The following is a 19,336-nucleotide window of genomic DNA, read 5'->3' as shown; positions in this document are numbered from 1 at the left end:
GCGGCAGAAACTGAGGTTTCCGTGGCAGAAACTCAGGTCGCTTCCGAACACGCCCGCGTTTCCCGATTCGGAAAGCCGGTTTTCTTTACCGCGATGTAACGTTGCAATTCCCTCCCGAAAGGCCCGGACTCCGATAGCAAAGAGCGCATGTTGCCGGTTCATTATTCCGGCGAGTACGGTGTGTATGAAGGAAGAGATTCCTTCCGTCGGCATACGCGTGCTTCCCTTGCCAGCCCCGTACCGTCAGCGGCAAGGGCGGATAGAATCCACTTTAATCCGTTGTATAAAAGGAGGTCGCGTATCATTGTCGTATCGGTCTAAATGATGAACGCCTCAAATATAAACATTAAAAACGGAAAATGCAAGAAAAAGCGAAAAAAAATGCAGGTGGAGACAAAAAAAACCGGAGAGCATCGTAACGCTCTCCGGTTGAAAGGGAAAACAGATTCTTTATTTCAAATAGTCGGTAATGGTGCGAGGCAGGTAGAACGTCTCGTTCTTGTCGACGTAGACGATCACCGTCCGCAGCCGTGCTTCTTCTTTTCCTTTCTTGCCCAGCTTCACGATGTTCGTGTAGGGCGTGATGGTGAGTTGTTTCTTTTTGTTTTTCACCACCAGCGTGGGCGTACCTTTTTCGGTGGCCGGAGGCAGTACGGTATACGTATAGCCTTTCAGCACTTCGGTATGCGGCGCGAAGTTGGCATCGGTCAGCTCGTCGAGTTTACCCGTCAATCCCAATGCGGCGGCCATGTAATGGTTCAGCTCGATGTTGGTACGCATGCCCATGGGCAGCGTACCTGCCGGATGATAAGCGGCCAGAAGCACTTCTTCGCCCGTATGTCCGTTGGTCGTGAAGCCGAAGCAGGTTTTCGAGGTAATCAGCTTGGCGACGAATCCGTTGAGCGAACCGCTGTAGAGCGACGCGAGCCCTTCTTTTTCGCTGCGCTCGTTTTCGGGAATCGGACTGTTCTTGTAGCCTTTGCAATGGTAGAGCGTTTGCAGCTCTTCGTCGGTCAGTTCAAAGCCCGCGTACTGGCGGAAGATGTCCTGCACGGCCGATGACGGCTGTTCGTTCAGTTTCTTGGCGAATCCGTCGGCCGAGAGTTTGATTTGCGTAACGGCTGCGAACAGCTGGTCTTTCGTGAGTTTGTCGTAACCTTTGCAATCACGGCGTCCGAGGCTGAATCCGCTGTTTCCGTGGTCGGATACGACTACGACGAGCGTATTGCCGTCGCTACGCGCGAAATCGAGCGCTACGCGGCAGGCCTTGTCGAAAGCCAGATAGTCGGTCAGCATGCCCACCGGGTCGTTGCCGTGCGCCGCCCAGTCTACTTTACTTCCTTCCACCATCAGGAAGAAGCCGTTTTCGTTCTTCGAGAGTTTGTCCAGCGCTTTTTTCGTCATCTCTTCGATGGACGGTTGCTGCGCCGGGTCGCGGTCGATGTCGTACGCCATATCGCGCTCGCCGAACAGCGCCCACATTTTGTTCGAGTTGTCGCCGCGCATTCCTTCGAGGTTGTTGCGGTACACGTTGTATCCGTTCGCTTTCAGGTAAGCCTCGCCGGCTTCGTCGAGCAGCGATACGCCTCCGCCGATGACTACGTCGATATCGTTATGCACCATTTGCGGAGCGATCCATTCGTAGCGTCCGCGGCTGTAGCTGTGTGCCGAGCAGTCGGCCGGCGTAGCGTGCGGAAATTCGCAGGTGAAGACCAGCCCCGTAGCCTTGCGCTGTACGAGTTTCATGGCTTCCAGCAGCGTAGTCATGGGCTGATAGGCGCGTTTGGGGTCCATCGGATAAATGTCGTTTTCCGGGTCGTGCGGCGGATACGTAGCCACAAAACCCGTGCGACTGGGGTGACCGGTCATATAGCACGAGGTTGTCGGCGCCGAGTCGCCGATGGGAGCGTTCGACGAGTGCGTGAGCACCGTACCGCAGATGTACGGGTCGATAGCCAGTTTGGGCATGTCGGGGTTCATGTACCACTGATACCAGCGGGCGGTCGAGACGGTAGCCAGCGACGTTCCGTCAGGGATCAGGACAATCAGGTTTTTAACCGGTTTTACCTGCTCCGGTTCCGTAGCGCGGGCCTGCCATGCGAGGCATGCCAGCAAAACTAAAAATACTGTTTTTTTCATCATGTTAATGGAATTATTTGTTCCTCAAATCGAGTTAATTTTTCGAGTCCTTCCGTCGTGACGCGGAAACTGTTTTCAATGCCTACGGCTCCCGAACCTTCGATTACGAACTTCGGTTCGAAGGCAAAGACCATGTCCGGCTCCAGCACTTCTTTCGAGCGCGGCGTCAGCACGGGCGGTTCGTTGATTTCGAGTCCGATACCATGACCGACAAACTTGGCTTGTTGGCGCGTGCCCATGAAACAGTCGGCCAATCCGGCTTTCTCTGCCATCGAGCAGGCTAACTCATACAGCTCGGCGCAGGCCGTTCCGGCCCGGGCGGTCGCTTCTACGGCCGCCTGTATGTCGAGCGCCGTCTGATGCGCGCGGTATGCCTTATCGGGCAGTCGGCCAACGGCAAATACCCGCGACATATCCGTCTGGTAGGGCGTATAGTTTCCGGCCATGTCGACCAGAATGGCTGTGCCGTCGGTCAGCGGCGTACCGTTGGCGCCAATGGGACAAATGGCTGTCTGTCCCGCTCCGCCGAGCGCGAAATCGTAGGGCGAAGAGGCGGCGGCATTCGTTCCGGCCAGCACGCTTCCCATAAAAATGCTCATATTCGGTCCGTAAGCGCGGAACAGTCCGATGGAGCCGTTGAGCCGCATCCGGCGTTCAATCTCTGCCTGTAATTCCAGATCGGTCATTCCGGCGCGGAAGCACGAGGGAATCTCGGCGTAGGTGGCCGCGTGTCGCTCGGCCGAGTAGCGCATCTGCTCCAGCTCCCAAGGCGTCTTCACCATCCTTACGGCGCGCATCAGAGTGGACGCGTTGCCGGTTTCGGCAGGAGAGAAGAGCGTCGCCAAGCGTGTGTAGTCGTTGTAGGAAAGTCCGTCGGCTTCGAGCATCAGTCTTCGCGGGAGCGGACGTCCCTGCGCTTTGAAATAGGCCGTCAGGTCGTCAGGCCGACGGATAAATGTAACCTGCTCGCCGGTAAAATCGGTCGGACGCCTTACGAAACATCGCGCTTCCCCCTCGGCCGATAAAAAGAAATAGCCGTTGAAGATGCGCCCGGTCATGTAATAAATGTTTACGTCCGAAGCCAGTAAGATACCTTCCATCCCCGCTCGAACGAGCGCGTCCCGTACCTTCTTACGCCTGATCAAGAGATCGTCGGCTAATGTGCTTTCTGTCATCATTGCTTGGTTTTAGAAATCATCGACCGCAAAGGTATAAATTTTTTTGGTGCCGTTTTACGGAATCCGCATTTTCCCTTTGTCTGCTGAGACGAGAAAATAAATACGAACAAAATAGATGAAAAAATAACGGAATTTTTTACAGGATTTTGAAAAGGTTTGTATCTTTGCAAAAATTCCGATGGGAGAACATTATATCTATATTTAAATAGTACTAACTTAAAAAAATTATTTCATTATGTCACAAGAAAACTTTACCGCAGATCCGCAGGATGTACAGGCTAACAAAGTAATGGCTATCCTTGCTTATTTAGGACTTTTGGTTTTTATCCCGTTGTTTGCCGCTAAGGAATCGCGTTTCGCACGCTTTCATACGAACCAAGGACTTATTCTTTGTATCGTCGGATTCCTGATTTGGTTAGCATCCATGGTGTTGTCATTCGTATCTCCTTTTTTCGGCTTTATCAGCCTCCTGAACTTTGTAATCCTTATTTTTGCCATTATCGGGATTGTCAATGCTGCTAAGGGTGAAATGAAAGAGCTTCCGTTGGTCGGTAAATTCAGACTTATTCAGTAAGCATATTTCATCACAAACAAAGAAAGGGCTGTCTTGGAAACGCGATTTTCCGTGGCAGCCCTTTCACGTTATAAAGATCTGTTTTAATTGTGAATGGCCAAGTGCGCGCATTGCATAAGTTTAGTTGTTTCGATATTTTTGGTTTAGCAGTCGGTAATAGTTAGCTGTCAGCCGTCAGCATTCAGCCAACAAACATCGTAACGCCTCAACATCTCAACAACTCAACACCCGAAGGGCATAACCACAAGTTTCACAAGTTTAGTTAGCATTCGGCATAAATTAATTGTTAATGGTCAATGGTTAATGGTTATGTCGGAGACACGATTCATTGCGTCTTTACGTCGCATCTCCATACATCCGGTGTTCAACATCACATAAAAAATTTCATTCGCATCTCTTTGCGTTCGTAATTCGTAATTTGTAATTCGTCATTTATTTCTTTGCGTTGCTTGCGCGATTTGCGTTCGTAAGAGCAGACAGCCTTCGGGTTTTACCACAAGTTTTACAAGTCTCATTTGCGATTATTTGTGATTATTTGCGCAATTTGCGTTCGTAATTCGTAATTTGTAATTCGTCATTTATTCTTTGCGTTGCTTGCGCGATTTGCGTTCGTAAGAGCAGCCATAATATATTTTACGCGATGCATCGTAAACAAATAACAATTCAAATCACTACCTTTGCGCCGAATTTCAACAAACGATCAGTAAAAGAATGGAAACATTAAAACACGAGTGCGGCGTAGCGATGATACGGCTGCTCAAGCCGCTCGAATACTATCACCGCAAATACGGCACATGGATGTATGCGCTCAACAAACTCTATCTCCTGATGGAGAAACAGCATAACCGCGGACAGGACGGTGCGGGCTTCGCCTGCGTCAAGTTCGAGGCATCTCCCGGCGAAGAATACATGTTTCGCGAACGTGCGGTCGGCACCGATGCCATCACCGAGATTTTCGACACGGTGCATCGCCATTACAAGGGAATACCCGCCGAGCAACTCAACGATCCGCAATTCGCGCAAGCCAATCTGCCTTTCGCCGCCGAGTTGTATATGGGGCATCTCCGATACAGCACCACCGGCAAATCGGGTCTGTCGTACATCCACCCGTTTCTGCGTCGCAACAACTGGCGCGCGCGCAACCTCGCCCTGTGCGGAAACTTCAACATGACGAACGTGCACTCCATCTTCAAAGAAATTACCGCCACCGGCCAGCACCCCCGGCAATATGCCGACACGTACTTCATCCTTGAGCAACTCGGACACCTGCTCGACCGAGAGGCCGAACACCTCTTCCGCAAATACGAGGCCGAAGGCATGCAGGGCGTTGAAATCACCCGCGCCATCGAAGAAAATATCGACTTGTCGAATGTACTCGGGAAAGCCGCTTCGACGTGGGACGGCGGCTACGTGATCTGTGGCGTGACCGGTAGCGGCGAATCGTTCACCATCCGCGATCCGTGGGGCATCCGTACCGCCTTCTACTATGCCGACGACGAAATCATCGTCACCGCCTCGGAGCGTCCCGTCATACAGACCGTGATGAATGTACAGGCCGACGACGTCAAAGAACTGCAACGCGGCGAAGCGCTGATGGTGAACCGAAAAGGCGAGATGCGAACCATGCAGCTCCTCGACCGGAAGCCGCTGAGCGCATGCTCGTTCGAACGTATCTACTTCTCGCGCGGCAGCGACAAGGATATCTACCGCGAGCGCAAACGGCTCGGCGAAAACCTCGTCGACTCCATCCTCAAAAAGGTAGACTACGACATCGAACACACCGTCTTTTCCTACATCCCCAACACCGCCGAGATGGCTTACTACGGCATGATGGAAGGACTGCAAAAATACCTCGACCGGCTCATCTCCGAACAACTTTCCGGAAAATGCGCGTCGCTGAGCGAGGAAGAAATACGGAAAATCTTCGCGCAACGTATCCGCAGCGAGAAGGTAATCCTCAAAGACATCAAACTGCGTACCTTCATCGCCGAAGGAAATACCCGCAACGACCTGGCCGCCCACGTCTACGACATTACCTACGGCAGCATCACGCCCCACGTCGATAATCTCGTGATCATCGACGACAGTATCGTACGCGGAACAACCCTCAAGCAGAGCATCGTCAGCATCCTCGACCGCCTGCATCCCAAGAAGATCGTCGTCGTCTCCTCTTCGCCGCAGATCCGATACCCCGACTACTACGGCATCGATATGTCGAGCATGGGCGAATTCATCGCCTTCCGCATGGCCATCGAGCTGCTCATCTGCCGGGGCATGGAGCACGTCATCATCGATACGTACAACAAGGCCAAACAGCAACAGGGACAACCCGAAGGCTCGATCGTCAACTGTGTAAAAGATATCTACGCTCCTTTCACCGATGAAGATATCTCGGACAAGATGGCGCAGATGCTCAGCGGGAAAGATATCCAAGCCGGCATCGAAATCGTTTTCCAGACCCTCGACGGACTGCACGAAGCATGCCCCGATCATCCGGGCGACTGGTATTTTTCGGGCGACTACCCCACGCCGGGCGGCACGCGCATGGTTAATCAGGCCTTTATCCACTACGTGGAGCAGACCTATCTGAAACGCGGCCGAAGGATCATCTGACAGCTATATATATAATGTATAGGAACGGGAGGCTCTCGCAATGATAACACGTACTCGTATAACCGATATGGGGCATCCGCTTTTCAGTCGCGCGTGGGAATTGTACGAAAGCGCCTTCCCGCCCGACGAGCGGCGGACGCCGCACCCGCAAAGCAAGGTAATGCAACGTGCCGCCTATCGTTTCGAAGTCGTCACCGACCGGGATACTTTCGTGGGGATCTTGCTGTGGTGGCATTTCGGCGACGTGCGCTACGTCGAGCATCTGGCCACGTTACCCGGACTGCGCGGCAAAGGCTACGGAAAGCAGGTGCTCGAAACTTTCGTCGCCGAGTCCGACATTCCCGTATGGCTCGAAGTAGAACCTCCGACCGACGAGATGAAACGCCGGCGCGTCGGTTTTTACCAAAGGTTGGAGTTTGTGCTGAACCCGCATTCCTATATGCAGCCGCCTTATACCGAAGGAAGCCGCCCGGTCCCCCTGCTGCTTATGACGTACCCCACGACCGTGACGGAAACGGCCGTCAGTGACTTCTGCCGCGTCTACCATCCCGTACTGACCGATTATACGTAAAAGAAGAGAGGCCGCTGTTGTCACGACCTCTCTTATCTTTATCTCCGGCTTCCCGACGTATGCGCCAAAGGTAGAAACCCCTCGTGCAGGCGACAAGTTTTTGCCGGGACTGACGGCGAGCGTTCGTCAGATCGTTTGCTCTACGTGCCACACGAAGGCGCGCAAGCCGAGCTGCGGCGAATGGTGGTCCAGCGCGCGCAGCGCTTCAAGCAGCGGACTGACCCTGTCGTCGTCGACTACCGAGAGAATAGTCGAATTCATGGCCGGCCACGCGTGCGACCCCAAATGCGGATCGCCCTTGTCCGAACCTCGCCCCTGTACTTGCTCAATGCGTGTATAACCCCGGCAGTTGAGCCGGTTAAGCACGGCGATGATTTGCTCGTAATGCGCCTGATCGAATGTTATCAATACCGATTTCATACGTTTTCTTGTTTACTTGGTTTTAATAATCCGGTCTTTTCGCTCCTGATAATACGCGTCCAACTCGCGCGATCTGCGCAGCTTGCGGCGTTGGCGTTTTACCCCGATGCCGGCAAACGAACAGTAAAGCACCGGCACGAGCAGCAGCGTCAACACGGTCGAGACGGCCAACCCGCCGATTACGGCGATCCCCATCGGTCGCCACATCTCGGAGCCTTGTCCCGATCCGATGGCCATCGGCATCATTCCGAGAATCGTCGTCATCGTCGTCATCAGCACAGGACGCAGACGGCTCTTGCCCGAAGTAATCACGGAGTTGATCACCGACAGTCCGCGCTCGCGGCACAGGATGATGTAGTCGATCAGTACGATCCCGTTCTTTACCACGATTCCGATCAGCATAATCGCTCCCAACAGACTCATCACGCTCAGCGTGGTACGCGTCAGGAATAAGGCCATCAGTACGCCGCTTACGGCAAAAGGCACGGAAAACATGATGATGAACGGGTAGGTGAGCGATTCGAACTGAGCCGCCATCACGATAAACACAAGCAGGATGATCATCAGCGCGAGGATTCCGAGGTCGGTAAAGGCCTCCGCCTGATCTTCGAACGTACCGGCCGCCTGTACTTTGATGTTGGGCGGAATCTCCATCCCTTCGATGATCTTTTTCCCTTCGGCTACCACGGTACCGAGCGCCGCTCCCGATGGGATGGCCGAGACGGTGACGATACGCTCGCGGTCTTTGCGCTCGATGGCCGGCGGTGCGAATCGCTCGACGACCGTGCCGACGTCGCGGATACGGACGGCTTTCCCCTGATTATTGTAGATCAGAATGTTCTCGATGTCGTCCAGATCGGTGCGGAATTCGGGGGCATAGCGCACGACGATGTTCGACTCGTCGCCGTCTTCGCGATAACGCGAAGCGATGGAGCCGTAGACGCGGTTACGCAGGAAAGTTCCGGCTGTGGAGAGGTTGAGGCCGTGCATGGCCAGCTTCTCCCGGTCGAAGTCGACCTGATATTCGGGTAAGTAGTCGCCACGACTGATGTTGACTTCGGACACGCCGTCGAGCTTGAGCAGTTTAGCCTTTAACTCCGCGGCAATGCGGTCGGTCGCCGCCAGATCGTAGCCGTAAATCTCGAAGTCGGCCGTCGACTGTCCGCCCATACCGCCACCGTCTCCGCCGGGGGTGATGCGTGTCTTCGTAAATTCGGGATAAGCTTTCAGATCTTCGCGCATGCCGTCGGCGATCTCGGCCATTGACCGGTCACGGTCCTCAGCGTTCGACAAACTGATGCTGAACGAAATGATATGTGAGCCGTTGTTTCGCATCGCCGCAAACGTATTCTCCGAGTCGGCTTGCCCTGCCGAATAGCTGCATACCTGTATCTCCGGGTATTTTTTCCGCCACTCTTCCGACAGTTTCGCTCCCAGCTCGCGGGCTACTTCCTTACGCGTGCCCACGGGCAGCTCGAACGAAGTGGTGATGTAGCCGTTGTCCTGCATCGGGAAAAACTCCGAAGGAATGTTCCCGGCAAAAATCATGCTGAGCGCGAAGAATGCGACGCACGACAGCACCATCGTCTTGCGGTGGCGTACCGCCCATCCGAGCATCCGGGCGTACTGCACATCGAGCTTGTCGAGCACCTGCTGTATGGGATGGTAAAGCGTACGGAACAGCTTCGACGGCTTCTTTTGCAGACGCAGCACCCGCGAACAGAGCATCGGCGTGAGCGTCAATGCCGCAACGGTCGATACGACCATGATCGTACACATCATCCAACCCAACTGTTTGAACAATACGCCGGTCATGCCCGTAACCATCGTCAAGGGGAAGAATACGGCAATCATCGTGAGCGTAGAAGCCACGACGGAGATCGCGACCTCGTTCGTTCCGTGCACAGCCGCCTGATTCGGCGCCGAGCCTCGCTCGATATGCGTCGTGACGTTTTCGAGCACCACGATAGCATCGTCTACCACCATCCCGATGGCGATAGAGAGCGACGAAAGCGAAATAATGTTGATCGAGTTACCGGTAATGCCGAGATAAATAAACGATGCGATCAACGAGAACGGAATAGCTACGGAAATGATCAGCGTCGCGCGCCAGCGTCCCAAGAACAGGAAGATGACGAGCACCACGAAGAGTAGCGCGAATAGCACCGTTTGCGTTAGGCTTTCGATGGTTTGGAGAATGTTCTCGGACGAGTCCCAAATGATGCCGAGCTTCACATCCGAAGGCAGGTTTTTCTGCAGTTCGGGTAGCTTCTCTAATATTTTGCGGGCAATATCGACGGTGTTCGCGCCGGCCTGCTTCTGCACAATAATCATTCCGCCGCGCTTGTCGTTGGCATACGATTCCTGCGCGCGCTCCTCTACCGTATCAATCACACGCGCTACATCGCGCAGGTAGACATTGGCGCCATTGCGCGAACCGACGACAATGTTTTCCATCTGTCGGGTATCCTTGAACTCGCCTTCTACGCGCAAGGCATACGTCTCGTTCCCGATATCGAAACTTCCTCCCGGTATACTCCGATTTTCGGCGCCGATAGCTGCGCTGATCGTCTCGATCGTCAGATGATAGGCCTCCAGTTTGTTCGGGTCGCAATAGACTTGTATTTCTCGCTTGGGCGCACCCGTAACCGACACGGTGCCGACGCCGGGAATACGCGCCAGCGGATTGGAAACGCCGTCGTCGAGAATTTTGTGAAGCGCCGGCTGACTCTCTTCGGCTTGTACCGAAAGGATGAGAATCGGAATCATGTCCGAACTGAACTTGAAGATCACCGGCGTTTCGACGTTGTCGGGCAGGCGCGAACTGATCAGATCGAGCTTGTCGCGCACGTCGTTCGTGAGTACATCGATATCGTGACCGTATTCGAATTCGAGCTGGATGAACGACATGTTCTCCGACGAACGGGAAGTGATGTGCTTCAGGTTGCCGATCGTATTCAGCACGCTTTCCAGCGGACGCGAGACGTTATTCTCGATATCCGACGCGCTGGCGCCGGGGTAGGCCGTTATCACCATGATTTGGTTCGTCTCGATGTCCGGATACAGATCGACCGGCAATCGGGACAGAGAGAATAACCCGAAAATCACAATCGCCACAAAGCAAAGAAAAGTCATTATCGGCCTTTTGACCGCTCCTTCGTATAGACTCATAATACTTGTTTTTTGGGGTTGCCGACCGGTAAATTCATTTCCCGTGCCGGCACATTAAATAATAGTTTTACTGCACGACCTCCACTCGGGCGCTGTCTTTGACAGACGAATGATACTGACCGCTAATTACTACCCGGGCATCGCTGTCGACACCCGATATGATTTCGTACTCGTCGTTCATGCGGCGGCCGAGCTGAACGACCTTCCGGTAAACGACACTGTCCTGATAGACGTAGACGTACCGTTCGCCCGAACCGGGCTGCTTGATGATGGCCTTGTCGGGAATGATGACGTGATCGGCCGTACCGAAGTTGAGCGTTACGCGGGCGAACATGCCGGGACGCACGCGCATGTCGCGATTGTCGAGCCGTATTTCAACGACAAACGTACGTGTGGTTGGGTCGATGGTCGGATAGAGCAGGTGTACTTTTCCTTCAAACTCTTCCTCTCCGTACACATCGAATTTCACGCTGACAGTCGAGTTTTTCGCAATCCGTGTGAAATAACTCTCCGAAACGTTGATCAGCAGCTTGACGGGCATGATCTGCTCGACGGTCACTACCGGTATCCCTCCGCCATACATGTCGCCACTGTCATAATTGCGAGCCGTTACTACGCCGCTGATCGGACTTACGAGTGCCGTGTTTTCGAGCATGTTTTTGTACGACGTTTGACGCATTTCGAGCGTCATCTTCGAGGCTTCCCACTCCGATTTCGACACTCCGCCTATTTTATACAGTTCGTCGATACGCGTAAACTCGGTCGTCTGGTTGTCTAATTGCAGCTTCAACTGCTTCAACCCCGAGGCGTCCATCTGTACCAGCTTCTGTCCTTTGCCGACCCGGTCGCCCACTTCGACGTAAATCTTCTCGATCCGCACGGGCGAAGCGGGAGCAATGTTGTTTGTCGCATACGCCTCGACAGTAGCCGTATATTCCTGTATCTGGTCTACCGGACGCGTTGTGACCGAAGCGAGTTTCACTTTCGGCTTTTCGTCTTTCACCTCCTGTGCTTTTTGTCCGCCGGAGCAAGCGCTCAACCATCCTATGGCGCAAAGCGCCGCAAATGCATATCTCTTTTTCATTGATATCTCTTTTTTTATGTTTTTACTTGATTTCTGCTTCTTTTCCCAATATCAGATCGAGGTCTGTCTTGGCCACGAGGTAATTGTAGATCGACTGCGTGTAGGTCAGCTTCGATTGTGTCAGCGCCAGCTCCGAGTCGTTCAGTTCAAGGATGGTGCCTTTGCCTACGTCGTAGCGCTTCTGTGCAATACTGCGGCCTTTCATCGCCTGATTCACATTCTCCTTGTTCGAAGCCAGCTGCTCGACCGACTGCTGCATGTTGTTCAGATAACTTCTGGCTTGCATATTCAGATTCCTGCGAAGATTCGTCCGGTTCCAGTTCATCTGATTCAGTTGAATTTTTGTCTGCTTCATTTTGTAGAGTCTCCGACCGCCCGTGAAAAGGGGGACCGAAACGGTCACTCCGACTGTGCTGTAAGGATTCCACCGATAGTCCCGGAATCTGAAGTCTTCGTTCATCGCCGTCCACTGATAGATGGCGGAGAGGGAAACGTTGGGCAGGAACGCTGCCTTATCCATCTCGTACGTTTTCTTTAGCATGCGGGTTTGTAAATCCATCTGTCTGAGCGAAGTGTTTCCGGCCAATTGTGCCGTATCGATATGCATATAGTCACCATACAGATCAACTTCGTAATCCGACAGTTTGCCCAGCACAGCAATCTGACATTCGGCGTCAACACCCATCAGTACCTTTAACTGGAGATTGGTCGAGGTCACGGCATTTCGTGCCTGAATCAGGCCGGGATTGAGGTTCCTTACCTGCACTTCGGCGCGTATTTTGTCGTATTCGGATACGAATCCTTGTCTGAATTTGTTCGTCACATTCTCCAAATTGTCCTGCGCCTGCTTGTAACTTTGCTTCAATACCTCGTACGAGTCTTGCGCCAATAGCAGCTGAAAGTAGGCCTTCGACACCTGATTCACCATGTCCTGCCGCGAGGCTCTTGCTTTTTCGGCCGCCAACTCCACATCGATAGCCGAAAGCTGAATCGATTTATAGAGGGTGGGGGCGAAGACCGGCAACGCGAGGCTAAATCCTCCCGACCAGTTGTTGCTCAACCCAACCTCGATCCCCTCGTTGGAACGTCTGCCTCCTCCTTTGGGAAGTTGCGGCATCTCCAGACCCAACTTGTCGTAGAGCGGTTTGGTCAATCCTACGATCGGCTCCATCAGCATGGCTGCAAATCCGCCGCCATCGTCATCGCCTCCGCCCATGTACATCACTTGCTTTTTGAGCGTGCGGGTATAGCCGGCCGACCCGGATACCTGCGGAAATAATTGTGCAATCATCTCTTTGCGGGCGTATTGCTTTTTCTCGATTTCCTGCCCGGCCACTTTGACCGTGGGATTTTCGCTCAATGCAATTTCAATCGCTTGATCGAGCCTGATCCTGAGCGTGTCGAGACACTCCTGCGGAAAACTGCTCTGTGCCTCTGCCGGAAGACCGAAACCTCCGAATAACAGCGACAGGAAGAGATATCTCATGTTTTTTATCATCATATTTCGTGTTTAGTAATAAAGACAAATTCCATAAATACTGGTGACAAAAGTAGTGGTTCTGTCATAAATGAAAAAGGGATAATCTGTTAGAAAATTAGTCAATATCGAATATTTTGAACGCTAAATGACAGGAAAGCAGAAAAAATATGGGTAAAAAAACAAAATATACGAAAAAGGTATTATCTTCGCTTTCATTTCTTAAAAAAAGAACAGATGCCTCGTTTATTTGAAGATACCGTAAGAAGGTTAAATAATATCGCCGTTTCGTCCGATATTTTCCAAAACGATATCATGGTCATGCATTACGATCAGAATTATGCTACTCGCAACGATACGACGGGACGGATTTACCAGCATTATCTCAGGGCTCCTTCACGCATGGATGCGCTCCTTTTTATCGGCGTTACGAGCGGTCGTATGGAGTTGCAGGTCGATTACGCGAATTACCGTGTTTCAGATTACGGACTGATGGTTATTCTGCCTACTCATATCACGCAGATGAAATATATCAGCCCGGATCTGAAGGCATGGCTGCTCATGATCTCGACATCGTATCTGGACACGCTCTCGCAATCGAAAGAAAAGCATCCGTCGGCATTGATTTCGTATATGCAGATGAAAAAATATCCGTTGAGGGAGTTTGATCCCGATAAATTTCGGCTGCTGGAAAAGAGCCTGGACTTTCTTTGTGAGAAAATCAGACAACCTGCGCATTTTTTTTATCAAGGCATGGTCAATACGGCATTGCATTTGTTTCTGATGGAGCTGGGCAATATGTATCTGGATAAGCGGGAAACGATGCAATCTCCCACATTGAGCCGTAAAGAAGAACTATTTGCCGACTTTCTGCACCTCCTGTCCACGCATTGTAAAGAACAACACGAAGTATCGTTCTATGCCGACAGGTTGTGTATCACTTCGCAGTATCTTTCGCTTATCCTCAGAGAGCAAAGCGGGAAATCCGCCAGTCAGTGGATTCAAGAGGCTTTGATGCTCGAAGCCAAAATCCTGCTCAAAGCGCCTCGCGTAAGCGTGCAGCAGGTGGCCGACGAGCTGTATTTTCCCGATCAGTCTACTTTTGGGAAATTTTTCAAAAAGCACGAAGGCATTTCACCTATTGCCTTCCGCAGGCAAGGAGCGATACATGTTTAATTACACGAACCTTCCACGATCCGAAAGAATAAGATTAGACGGTGTACCCATACTTCCATGTTGATACACCGTCTTTTTTCATTTAGCGTCTGTGTGTTTTACAGATCGAAGAAAAAGAAGGCAACAGCCGCCCATTCTTTTTTTACTCCTGAAGCCCGGCCGATGCTCGAATTGTTCTTGTTACGCACCGTACCGTCAGACTCGATTTTACCGATCTGTGTGTTGTTACCGTCACGCACGGTGCCGTCTGACTCAACCTTACCAACCTTCGAGTTGCTGGCATTGCGGATCGTCCCGTCCGATTCAATCTTTCCGATCTGCGCATTGTTACGGTCGCGGATCGTACCGTTTGATTCGATTTTGCCTACCTGCGAATTGCTCTTGTTGCGAATCACGCCGTCGGAGCTGATGCTGCCGATCTGCTGATTACTGTTGCCGCGCAGCGTCTGCGCACTTGTTTGTTGCGGCATTGCAATCCATGCCATCAGGCACGCCGCAAGGATGTACATCATTTTTTTCATGTCTTTTTACATTAAAGATATTTATTACTCAATTAATTGCTTGAAATTTGTTTAGCCATCTCTTTTTATACTAAAGCCCCCCTAAACAAATTGCCAATATAAACGATGCAAAGTTAAGTGGTAAAAGATGTTCGGTCAATGAGTAAATTACTCAATTTGGTATGAGTAAATTACTCAATTTTCACAATTAGTAAAGAAGGAAAAAGGGGAGATAAAACATAAAAAACTGCCTCAAACCCAATGTGGGTGAGGCAGCTCTTTTTTACTCCTTAAATTTGCAGGAGTATGTTGTTTTTCCTTGATCGAGGTTGTCTTTCTTATTTAGCCACCCGCTCAAGCCATTTAACCATGGCCAACATCGTAAACATGGAGATGATACATGCTACCACAAATACAGCCCAAGTAGCCCAGATAGGAATGTTCTCATACATAATCGTACCGATAATGAGAAGCTGATTGCCCAAAGCAGTAGCTCCCAACCAGCAGCCCTGCATCACAGCTTGAAGGTGAGGAGGTGCTACTTTTGACACGAATGATAATCCGAGAGGACTGATGAACAATTCTGCAATGGTAAGGATCAGATAAGTTCCGATTAGCAAGAAAGGTGTAACGCGCTGTGCGTTCGTAAGTCCGCCTAAAGCCTCACGCTCGGCAGAAGTAGGCAAACCTATTGAACCGATGGACATAATCACAAAAGCCAATGCAGCGATTCCCATACCGATAGCAATTTTCTTCGGAGTAGAAGGTTCGATACCTTTAGAGCGCAGCCATCCGAAAATACCGATGATGATAGGCGTCAGGAATACAACGAAGAACGGATTGAATGACTGGAAGATTTCGGCACCTTTGATTCGAGTGAATCCCAAATTGATATCGATCATACTCAAATCCGTGTAGTCATTTGCAAAGAATGTAAGCGTAACACCATTCTGATGGAATGAGAACCAGAAGAAGATAACTACTGCGAATACAGCAAAGAGAGCATAGATGCGCTGACGTATTTCCGTGCTGCTCATTTGGATTTCCGCTTTGGCTTCTGCGGTAGCTGCTGCTTTCTTGCTGGGGTCGGGAAGTTTCTTCTTATTGGCAATGTAAATAGCAATAGAGATAAGCATTGCAACGATTGCTGCAGCAAACGCATAATGGAATCCGGTGTTAAAGATATTGAGATATTCGTTTGCAAAGGCAGAGAAGTCCGTTACAGTTCCACCACTTACCTCTCCTGCAATGCGTTTGAATGTCTCCATCGCTTCGGGAGTAATGGTACCATTGATGAGCTTATGACAAAGGGCAGGTAGGTCCGGGTCATATTCGAATCCATGACTTTGAACCCAACCATTACGGATACCTGTTGCAATCATCGGAGCAAAAAGGGCTCCAACATTGATGAACATATAGAAGATTTGGAATCCGGTATCACGCTTGTCGGAATAACGAGGGTCATCATACATCTGCCCCACCACAGCCTGCAGATTGCCCTTGAATAGGCCATTACCAAAGGCTATAACAAACAAGCCAATACAGGTAAGCGTCAGATAAAGCGCAAAATTAGGCACCGGTGTAGGTGTAGGGATAGCGATCATCGCGTAGCCGAGAGTCATGAGCATAAGACCGGCAAAGATGGTTCCCTTGTACTTCTTCGTTTTGTCAGCAATGTACCCTCCGGCCAAGGCCAAAAGATAAATCAGCGCATAAAAAGTAGCATAGATAGTGGTGGCTTCTGTTTTTTCGAGACCGAATTTGCTCACAAGGAAGAGAGCCAGAATTGCCATCATGATGTAGAAACCGAAGCGTTCGCCCATATTAGAGAGGGCTGCCCCGATCAGTCCTTTCGGGTGATTCTTGAAAATCATAAACAATTACTTTAATTTAAAATAGTTATACATTATACATTATTACATTCAGTTGACTTTATTGAATAATCTGTTTAATTGCTCCGGTTTCGGGATAGAAAAGTACTTTGACGGGAGCTTTTTTGTCTTCAAACATAACGGGTGCCAGTCCTTCGCGGGTGCCGAACTGTACAATTTGTACCTCTCCCCGATAGAGTTTTTTCGTGCCCGTTTCAATCTCGACACGCGCTTTCCCCGGTACATTATATACGATGCCTTTCATCATCTTTTCTTTCTTTTCGGCTTCTTTCGGGTCGAGCTCCGGAGCGCGATCCGTCGCGTGCAGACTCAGGTAAACGGGCTGTCCGCCCAAATCATCGGCATCCAACACGCCTAGCTTTTCGGAAAAACGAAACAATACTTCGTTTTCCATATCGTCCTGAGGGATGATTCGTACTTCATGAAAAGTCGTTTTACGTTGTCGCCGACCGGTAAAAAGTGTCGTCAACGCCTGCTCCTGATCAGTGAGTTGCTGCAGTACAAGCTTCATGGCTTCACCGTCGGGAGGCATGTTGTCGGCCTCTCCCGAAACAATATCCATTTTACTTTCGCGCAGTCGATAAATTTGCTTGGCGGCGACTTCCGCCTGACGGGTAACTGATCCGGCCATAAGCAGTTCTTCCGTCATCAACGCCGTTACGTCGCTCGTTTCTGCGGCTTGTGCCTCACGTTTGATCGTCTCCAGCGATGACGGGTCGGCAGGGGTATAATCGGCATTGATCGAGCACATCAGTCCATCTTCCGTGAGATAAACATACGGTGCCACCGTCTTCGATTTAAATTCGACCGTATACGTGTTTTCTTCGTCGGGGACACCTTTGTTTTCTAAATAGATTTTCCCCAATTCATAATATATATGGTCGTTTGTAACGGCGTCTTTTACGCCCAAATATTTTTCTGCATATTTATAGTAGGGGCCGGCCTTGCAGGTTACTTTCGTTACTTCGGCAGTCACGATAAGCGACGTTTTGGGAAGCGAGTAAGTCACTCCGTATCCGTTGCTTTTCATGGCCACCTTTTTCTCGACCCGTGTCTGCGACATCGCGACGAACGATCCGAGCAACATGCTGGCGACTAATAGATTGATTCTCATTTTTTATCCTTTTTTTGAAAATAATCGCACAAATCTATGCAATATTTTTCTTTCCTGCAAAATTGTATGTACTTTTGTCCCGTAATCAAAGCAAAATTCGTGATGGAAAATTCTCCGACTTCTAATGAAATACAAGTAGAAATTACCGATGATATTGCACAAGGTACGTACGCTAATCTGGCAATCATTGCGCATTCTTCGTCAGAGTTTATTCTCGACTTCATCCAGATTGTGCCGGGAGCTCCCAAGGCGAAGGTCAAAAGCCGTATTATTCTCACTCCCGACAATGCTCAGCGTCTGCTTTATGCCTTGCAGGAAAACATTCGCAAGTTTGAAGAGCAGCAGCAAAACGGTGGTAGCACAAATACGGATGCTTTCAGCAACCTGATTCCGCCTATCGGTACGCCGGGACAGGCCTGATATCGAGCTATAAGTCTTGCAGCATACGCTTGAGGACAATCTGCGCCGATATCTCACGGTTGGCCGCTTCGGGGATGACCAAACTTTGTGGGCTTTCAATCACTTCGTCAGTCACAATCAAATTACGTCGTACAGGCAGACAGTGCATAAAAAATGCATTGTCGGTTAGCGCCATTTTTTCAGTATCGACCGTCCATGAACGATCGGTACTAAGCACTTGACCGTAGTGGGGATCGTGATACGCCGCCCAATTTTTAGCGTAGATAAAATCGGCTCCTTCGAACGCTTTGCGCTGGTTATGCTCTATACGCGCAGGACCAACAAACTGAGGATCGAGCTCATAACCTTCGGGATGCGTAATGACAAGCTCATATCCGGCGGCGTTGATCCATTCGGCAAAGCTATTGGGCACAGCTTGCGGTAATGCGCGCGGATGCGGTGTCCATGTCAGCACGATTTTCGGACGTTCCCTACGTTTATATTCTTCGATCGTGATCAGGTCGGCAAAACTTTGTAAAGGATGCCGCGTGGCCGCTTCCATACTGAAAACTGGTCGGCCTGAATAGCGAATAAATTGATGGAGGATTTTTTCGCTGTAATCGTCTTCCTTACTTTCAAAACGCGCAAACGAGCGTACTCCGATGATGTCGCAATAACACCCCATTACGGGAATGGATTCCAGTAAATGTTCGCTCTTGTCACCATCCATCACGACTCCCCGTTCGGTTTCCAGTCGCCACGCTCCCTGATTAACATCAAGCACAATGACGTTCATACCCAGATTCGTGGCTGCCTTTTGCGTACTTAATCGGGTACGCAGACTGTTATTGAAAAAAATCAGCAAAGCTGTTTTGTTTTTGCCCAATTCGTGATATTGAAAACGGTCTTTCTTAAGCTCTAAGGCTTCTTTTACCGCTTGACGGACATCGCCGATATCTTCCACTTTCGTAAAATTCATCTTGATTCGTGTTTTTGTTGTTTTACTGTTTGCTTGTTTTGCAAAGATA

Annotated in this window: 16 protein-coding genes; 5 read left to right on the top strand and 11 right to left on the bottom strand. The window is 50.7% G+C overall.

The annotated features are described in order from the left end of the window. The 3 genes from Q4A89_RS01875 to Q4A89_RS01865 all read right to left on the bottom strand — a co-directional run. The coding region (locus tag Q4A89_RS01875; RefSeq protein WP_303183305.1) for a hypothetical protein at positions 1 to 213 on the bottom strand (213 nt) is incomplete at its 3' end. A 237-nt stretch (positions 214 to 450) separates the two neighbouring features. After that, a complete protein-coding gene (locus Q4A89_RS01870; protein ID WP_303183315.1) occupies positions 451 to 2,139 on the bottom strand; it encodes an alkaline phosphatase in 1,689 nt (562 codons plus the stop codon). After that, positions 2,139 to 3,314: a Xaa-Pro peptidase family protein gene (locus tag Q4A89_RS01865; RefSeq protein WP_303183313.1), complete on the bottom strand. Its 1,176-nt coding sequence runs from the start codon at positions 3,312 to 3,314 to the stop codon at positions 2,139 to 2,141. The genes Q4A89_RS01870 and Q4A89_RS01865 overlap by 1 nt, the downstream gene beginning before the upstream one ends. A 238-nt stretch (positions 3,315 to 3,552) precedes the next feature. On the opposite strand from Q4A89_RS01865, the gene Q4A89_RS01860 reads away from it, so the two are divergent. The 3 genes from Q4A89_RS01860 (at position 3,553) to Q4A89_RS01850 (ending at position 7,075) form a co-directional block, all read left to right on the top strand. Further along, positions 3,553 to 3,891: a hypothetical protein gene (locus Q4A89_RS01860; RefSeq protein WP_303183303.1), complete on the top strand. Its 339-nt coding sequence runs from the start codon at positions 3,553 to 3,555 to the stop codon at positions 3,889 to 3,891. A gap of 711 nt (positions 3,892 to 4,602) precedes the next feature. After that, positions 4,603 to 6,504 carry an amidophosphoribosyltransferase gene (locus Q4A89_RS01855; RefSeq protein ID WP_303183301.1) on the top strand — a complete coding sequence of 634 codons (1,902 nt, stop codon included), beginning with the start codon at positions 4,603 to 4,605 and terminating at the stop codon, positions 6,502 to 6,504. A gap of 40 nt (positions 6,505 to 6,544) precedes the next feature. After that, entirely contained in the window at positions 6,545 to 7,075 is a 531-nt protein-coding gene (locus tag Q4A89_RS01850; protein WP_303183299.1) for a GNAT family N-acetyltransferase, read from the top strand. A gap of 126 nt (positions 7,076 to 7,201) precedes the next feature. Here the strand turns inward: Q4A89_RS01850 and Q4A89_RS01845 are convergent, their stop codons facing one another. The 4 genes from Q4A89_RS01845 to Q4A89_RS01830 all read right to left on the bottom strand — a co-directional run bounded on the left by Q4A89_RS01845 (position 7,202) and on the right by Q4A89_RS01830 (position 13,236). Next, on the bottom strand, positions 7,202 to 7,495 hold the full coding sequence (locus tag Q4A89_RS01845) for a PG0541 family transporter-associated protein (protein WP_303183297.1): 294 nt from the start codon (positions 7,493 to 7,495) through the stop codon (positions 7,202 to 7,204). A 12-nt stretch (positions 7,496 to 7,507) separates the two neighbouring features. Beyond that, entirely contained in the window at positions 7,508 to 10,666 is a 3,159-nt protein-coding gene (locus Q4A89_RS01840) for an efflux RND transporter permease subunit (protein WP_303183296.1), read from the bottom strand. 67 nt (positions 10,667 to 10,733) lie between these two features. Beyond that, positions 10,734 to 11,750: an efflux RND transporter periplasmic adaptor subunit gene (locus Q4A89_RS01835; protein ID WP_303183294.1), complete on the bottom strand. Its 1,017-nt coding sequence runs from the start codon at positions 11,748 to 11,750 to the stop codon at positions 10,734 to 10,736. A 22-nt stretch (positions 11,751 to 11,772) separates the two neighbouring features. After that, complete coding sequence (locus Q4A89_RS01830) at positions 11,773 to 13,236, bottom strand: TolC family protein (RefSeq protein ID WP_303183292.1); 1,464 nt, start codon at positions 13,234 to 13,236, stop codon at positions 11,773 to 11,775. Between the two features lie 228 nt (positions 13,237 to 13,464). On the opposite strand from Q4A89_RS01830, the gene Q4A89_RS01825 reads away from it, so the two are divergent. Then, the gene (locus tag Q4A89_RS01825; RefSeq protein WP_303183290.1) at positions 13,465 to 14,403 is read left to right on the top strand and encodes a helix-turn-helix domain-containing protein; all 939 of its coding nucleotides are present in this window, start codon (positions 13,465 to 13,467) and stop codon (positions 14,401 to 14,403) included. A gap of 98 nt (positions 14,404 to 14,501) precedes the next feature. On the opposite strand, the gene Q4A89_RS01820 is transcribed toward Q4A89_RS01825, so the two are convergent. From Q4A89_RS01820 to Q4A89_RS01810, 3 genes are all read right to left on the bottom strand, one after another. After that, positions 14,502 to 14,924, bottom strand: a complete 423-nt coding sequence (locus tag Q4A89_RS01820) for a 5-fold beta-flower protein (RefSeq protein WP_303183289.1) — start codon at positions 14,922 to 14,924, stop codon at positions 14,502 to 14,504. Positions 14,925 to 15,241: 317 nt separating this feature from the next. After that, positions 15,242 to 16,774: a peptide MFS transporter gene (locus tag Q4A89_RS01815; protein WP_303183311.1), complete on the bottom strand. Its 1,533-nt coding sequence runs from the start codon at positions 16,772 to 16,774 to the stop codon at positions 15,242 to 15,244. A 61-nt stretch (positions 16,775 to 16,835) separates the two neighbouring features. Continuing rightward, entirely contained in the window at positions 16,836 to 17,909 is a 1,074-nt protein-coding gene (locus Q4A89_RS01810) for a DUF4831 family protein (protein WP_303183287.1), read from the bottom strand. Between the two features lie 102 nt (positions 17,910 to 18,011). On the opposite strand from Q4A89_RS01810, the gene Q4A89_RS01805 reads away from it, so the two are divergent. Beyond that, positions 18,012 to 18,329 (top strand): DUF3467 domain-containing protein, encoded by a 318-nt coding sequence (locus Q4A89_RS01805; protein WP_303183285.1) that lies wholly within the window; start codon positions 18,012 to 18,014, stop codon positions 18,327 to 18,329. A 7-nt stretch (positions 18,330 to 18,336) separates the two neighbouring features. On the opposite strand, the gene Q4A89_RS01800 is transcribed toward Q4A89_RS01805, so the two are convergent. Then, the gene (locus tag Q4A89_RS01800) at positions 18,337 to 19,287 is read right to left on the bottom strand and encodes an acetylornithine carbamoyltransferase (protein ID WP_303183284.1); all 951 of its coding nucleotides are present in this window, start codon (positions 19,285 to 19,287) and stop codon (positions 18,337 to 18,339) included. Positions 19,288 to 19,336: the final 49 nt, after the last annotated feature.

The sequence above is a fragment of the Tannerella sp. genome, from assembly GCF_030528505.1.
GTDB lineage: Bacteria > Bacteroidota > Bacteroidia > Bacteroidales > Tannerellaceae > Tannerella.
Note: the sequence above shows the minus strand (reverse complement) of the source record. Positions and strands in the feature narration are given on the sequence as shown.

Excerpts from the sequence above, each read along its gene's own strand:
- Q4A89_RS01825 (WP_303183290.1), top strand. The coding sequence starts at position 13,465 with ATGCCTCGTTTATTTGAAGATACCGTAAGAAGGTTAAATAATATCGCC.
- Q4A89_RS01820 (WP_303183289.1), bottom strand. The coding sequence starts at position 14,924 with ATGAAAAAAATGATGTACATCCTTGCGGCGTGCCTGATGGCATGGATT.
- Q4A89_RS01840 (WP_303183296.1), bottom strand. The coding sequence starts at position 10,666 with ATGAGTCTATACGAAGGAGCGGTCAAAAGGCCGATAATGACTTTTCTT.
- Q4A89_RS01865 (WP_303183313.1), bottom strand. The coding sequence starts at position 3,314 with ATGACAGAAAGCACATTAGCCGACGATCTCTTGATCAGGCGTAAGAAG.
- Q4A89_RS01800 (WP_303183284.1), bottom strand. The coding sequence starts at position 19,287 with ATGAATTTTACGAAAGTGGAAGATATCGGCGATGTCCGTCAAGCGGTA.
- Q4A89_RS01855 (WP_303183301.1), top strand. The coding sequence starts at position 4,603 with ATGGAAACATTAAAACACGAGTGCGGCGTAGCGATGATACGGCTGCTC.
- Q4A89_RS01850 (WP_303183299.1), top strand. The coding sequence starts at position 6,545 with ATGATAACACGTACTCGTATAACCGATATGGGGCATCCGCTTTTCAGT.
- Q4A89_RS01835 (WP_303183294.1), bottom strand. The coding sequence starts at position 11,750 with ATGAAAAAGAGATATGCATTTGCGGCGCTTTGCGCCATAGGATGGTTG.
- Q4A89_RS01860 (WP_303183303.1), top strand. The coding sequence starts at position 3,553 with ATGTCACAAGAAAACTTTACCGCAGATCCGCAGGATGTACAGGCTAAC.
- Q4A89_RS01870 (WP_303183315.1), bottom strand. The coding sequence starts at position 2,139 with ATGAAAAAAACAGTATTTTTAGTTTTGCTGGCATGCCTCGCATGGCAG.
- Q4A89_RS01805 (WP_303183285.1), top strand. The coding sequence starts at position 18,012 with ATGGAAAATTCTCCGACTTCTAATGAAATACAAGTAGAAATTACCGAT.
- Q4A89_RS01845 (WP_303183297.1), bottom strand. The coding sequence starts at position 7,495 with ATGAAATCGGTATTGATAACATTCGATCAGGCGCATTACGAGCAAATC.
- Q4A89_RS01830 (WP_303183292.1), bottom strand. The coding sequence starts at position 13,236 with ATGAGATATCTCTTCCTGTCGCTGTTATTCGGAGGTTTCGGTCTTCCG.
- Q4A89_RS01810 (WP_303183287.1), bottom strand. The coding sequence starts at position 17,909 with ATGAGAATCAATCTATTAGTCGCCAGCATGTTGCTCGGATCGTTCGTC.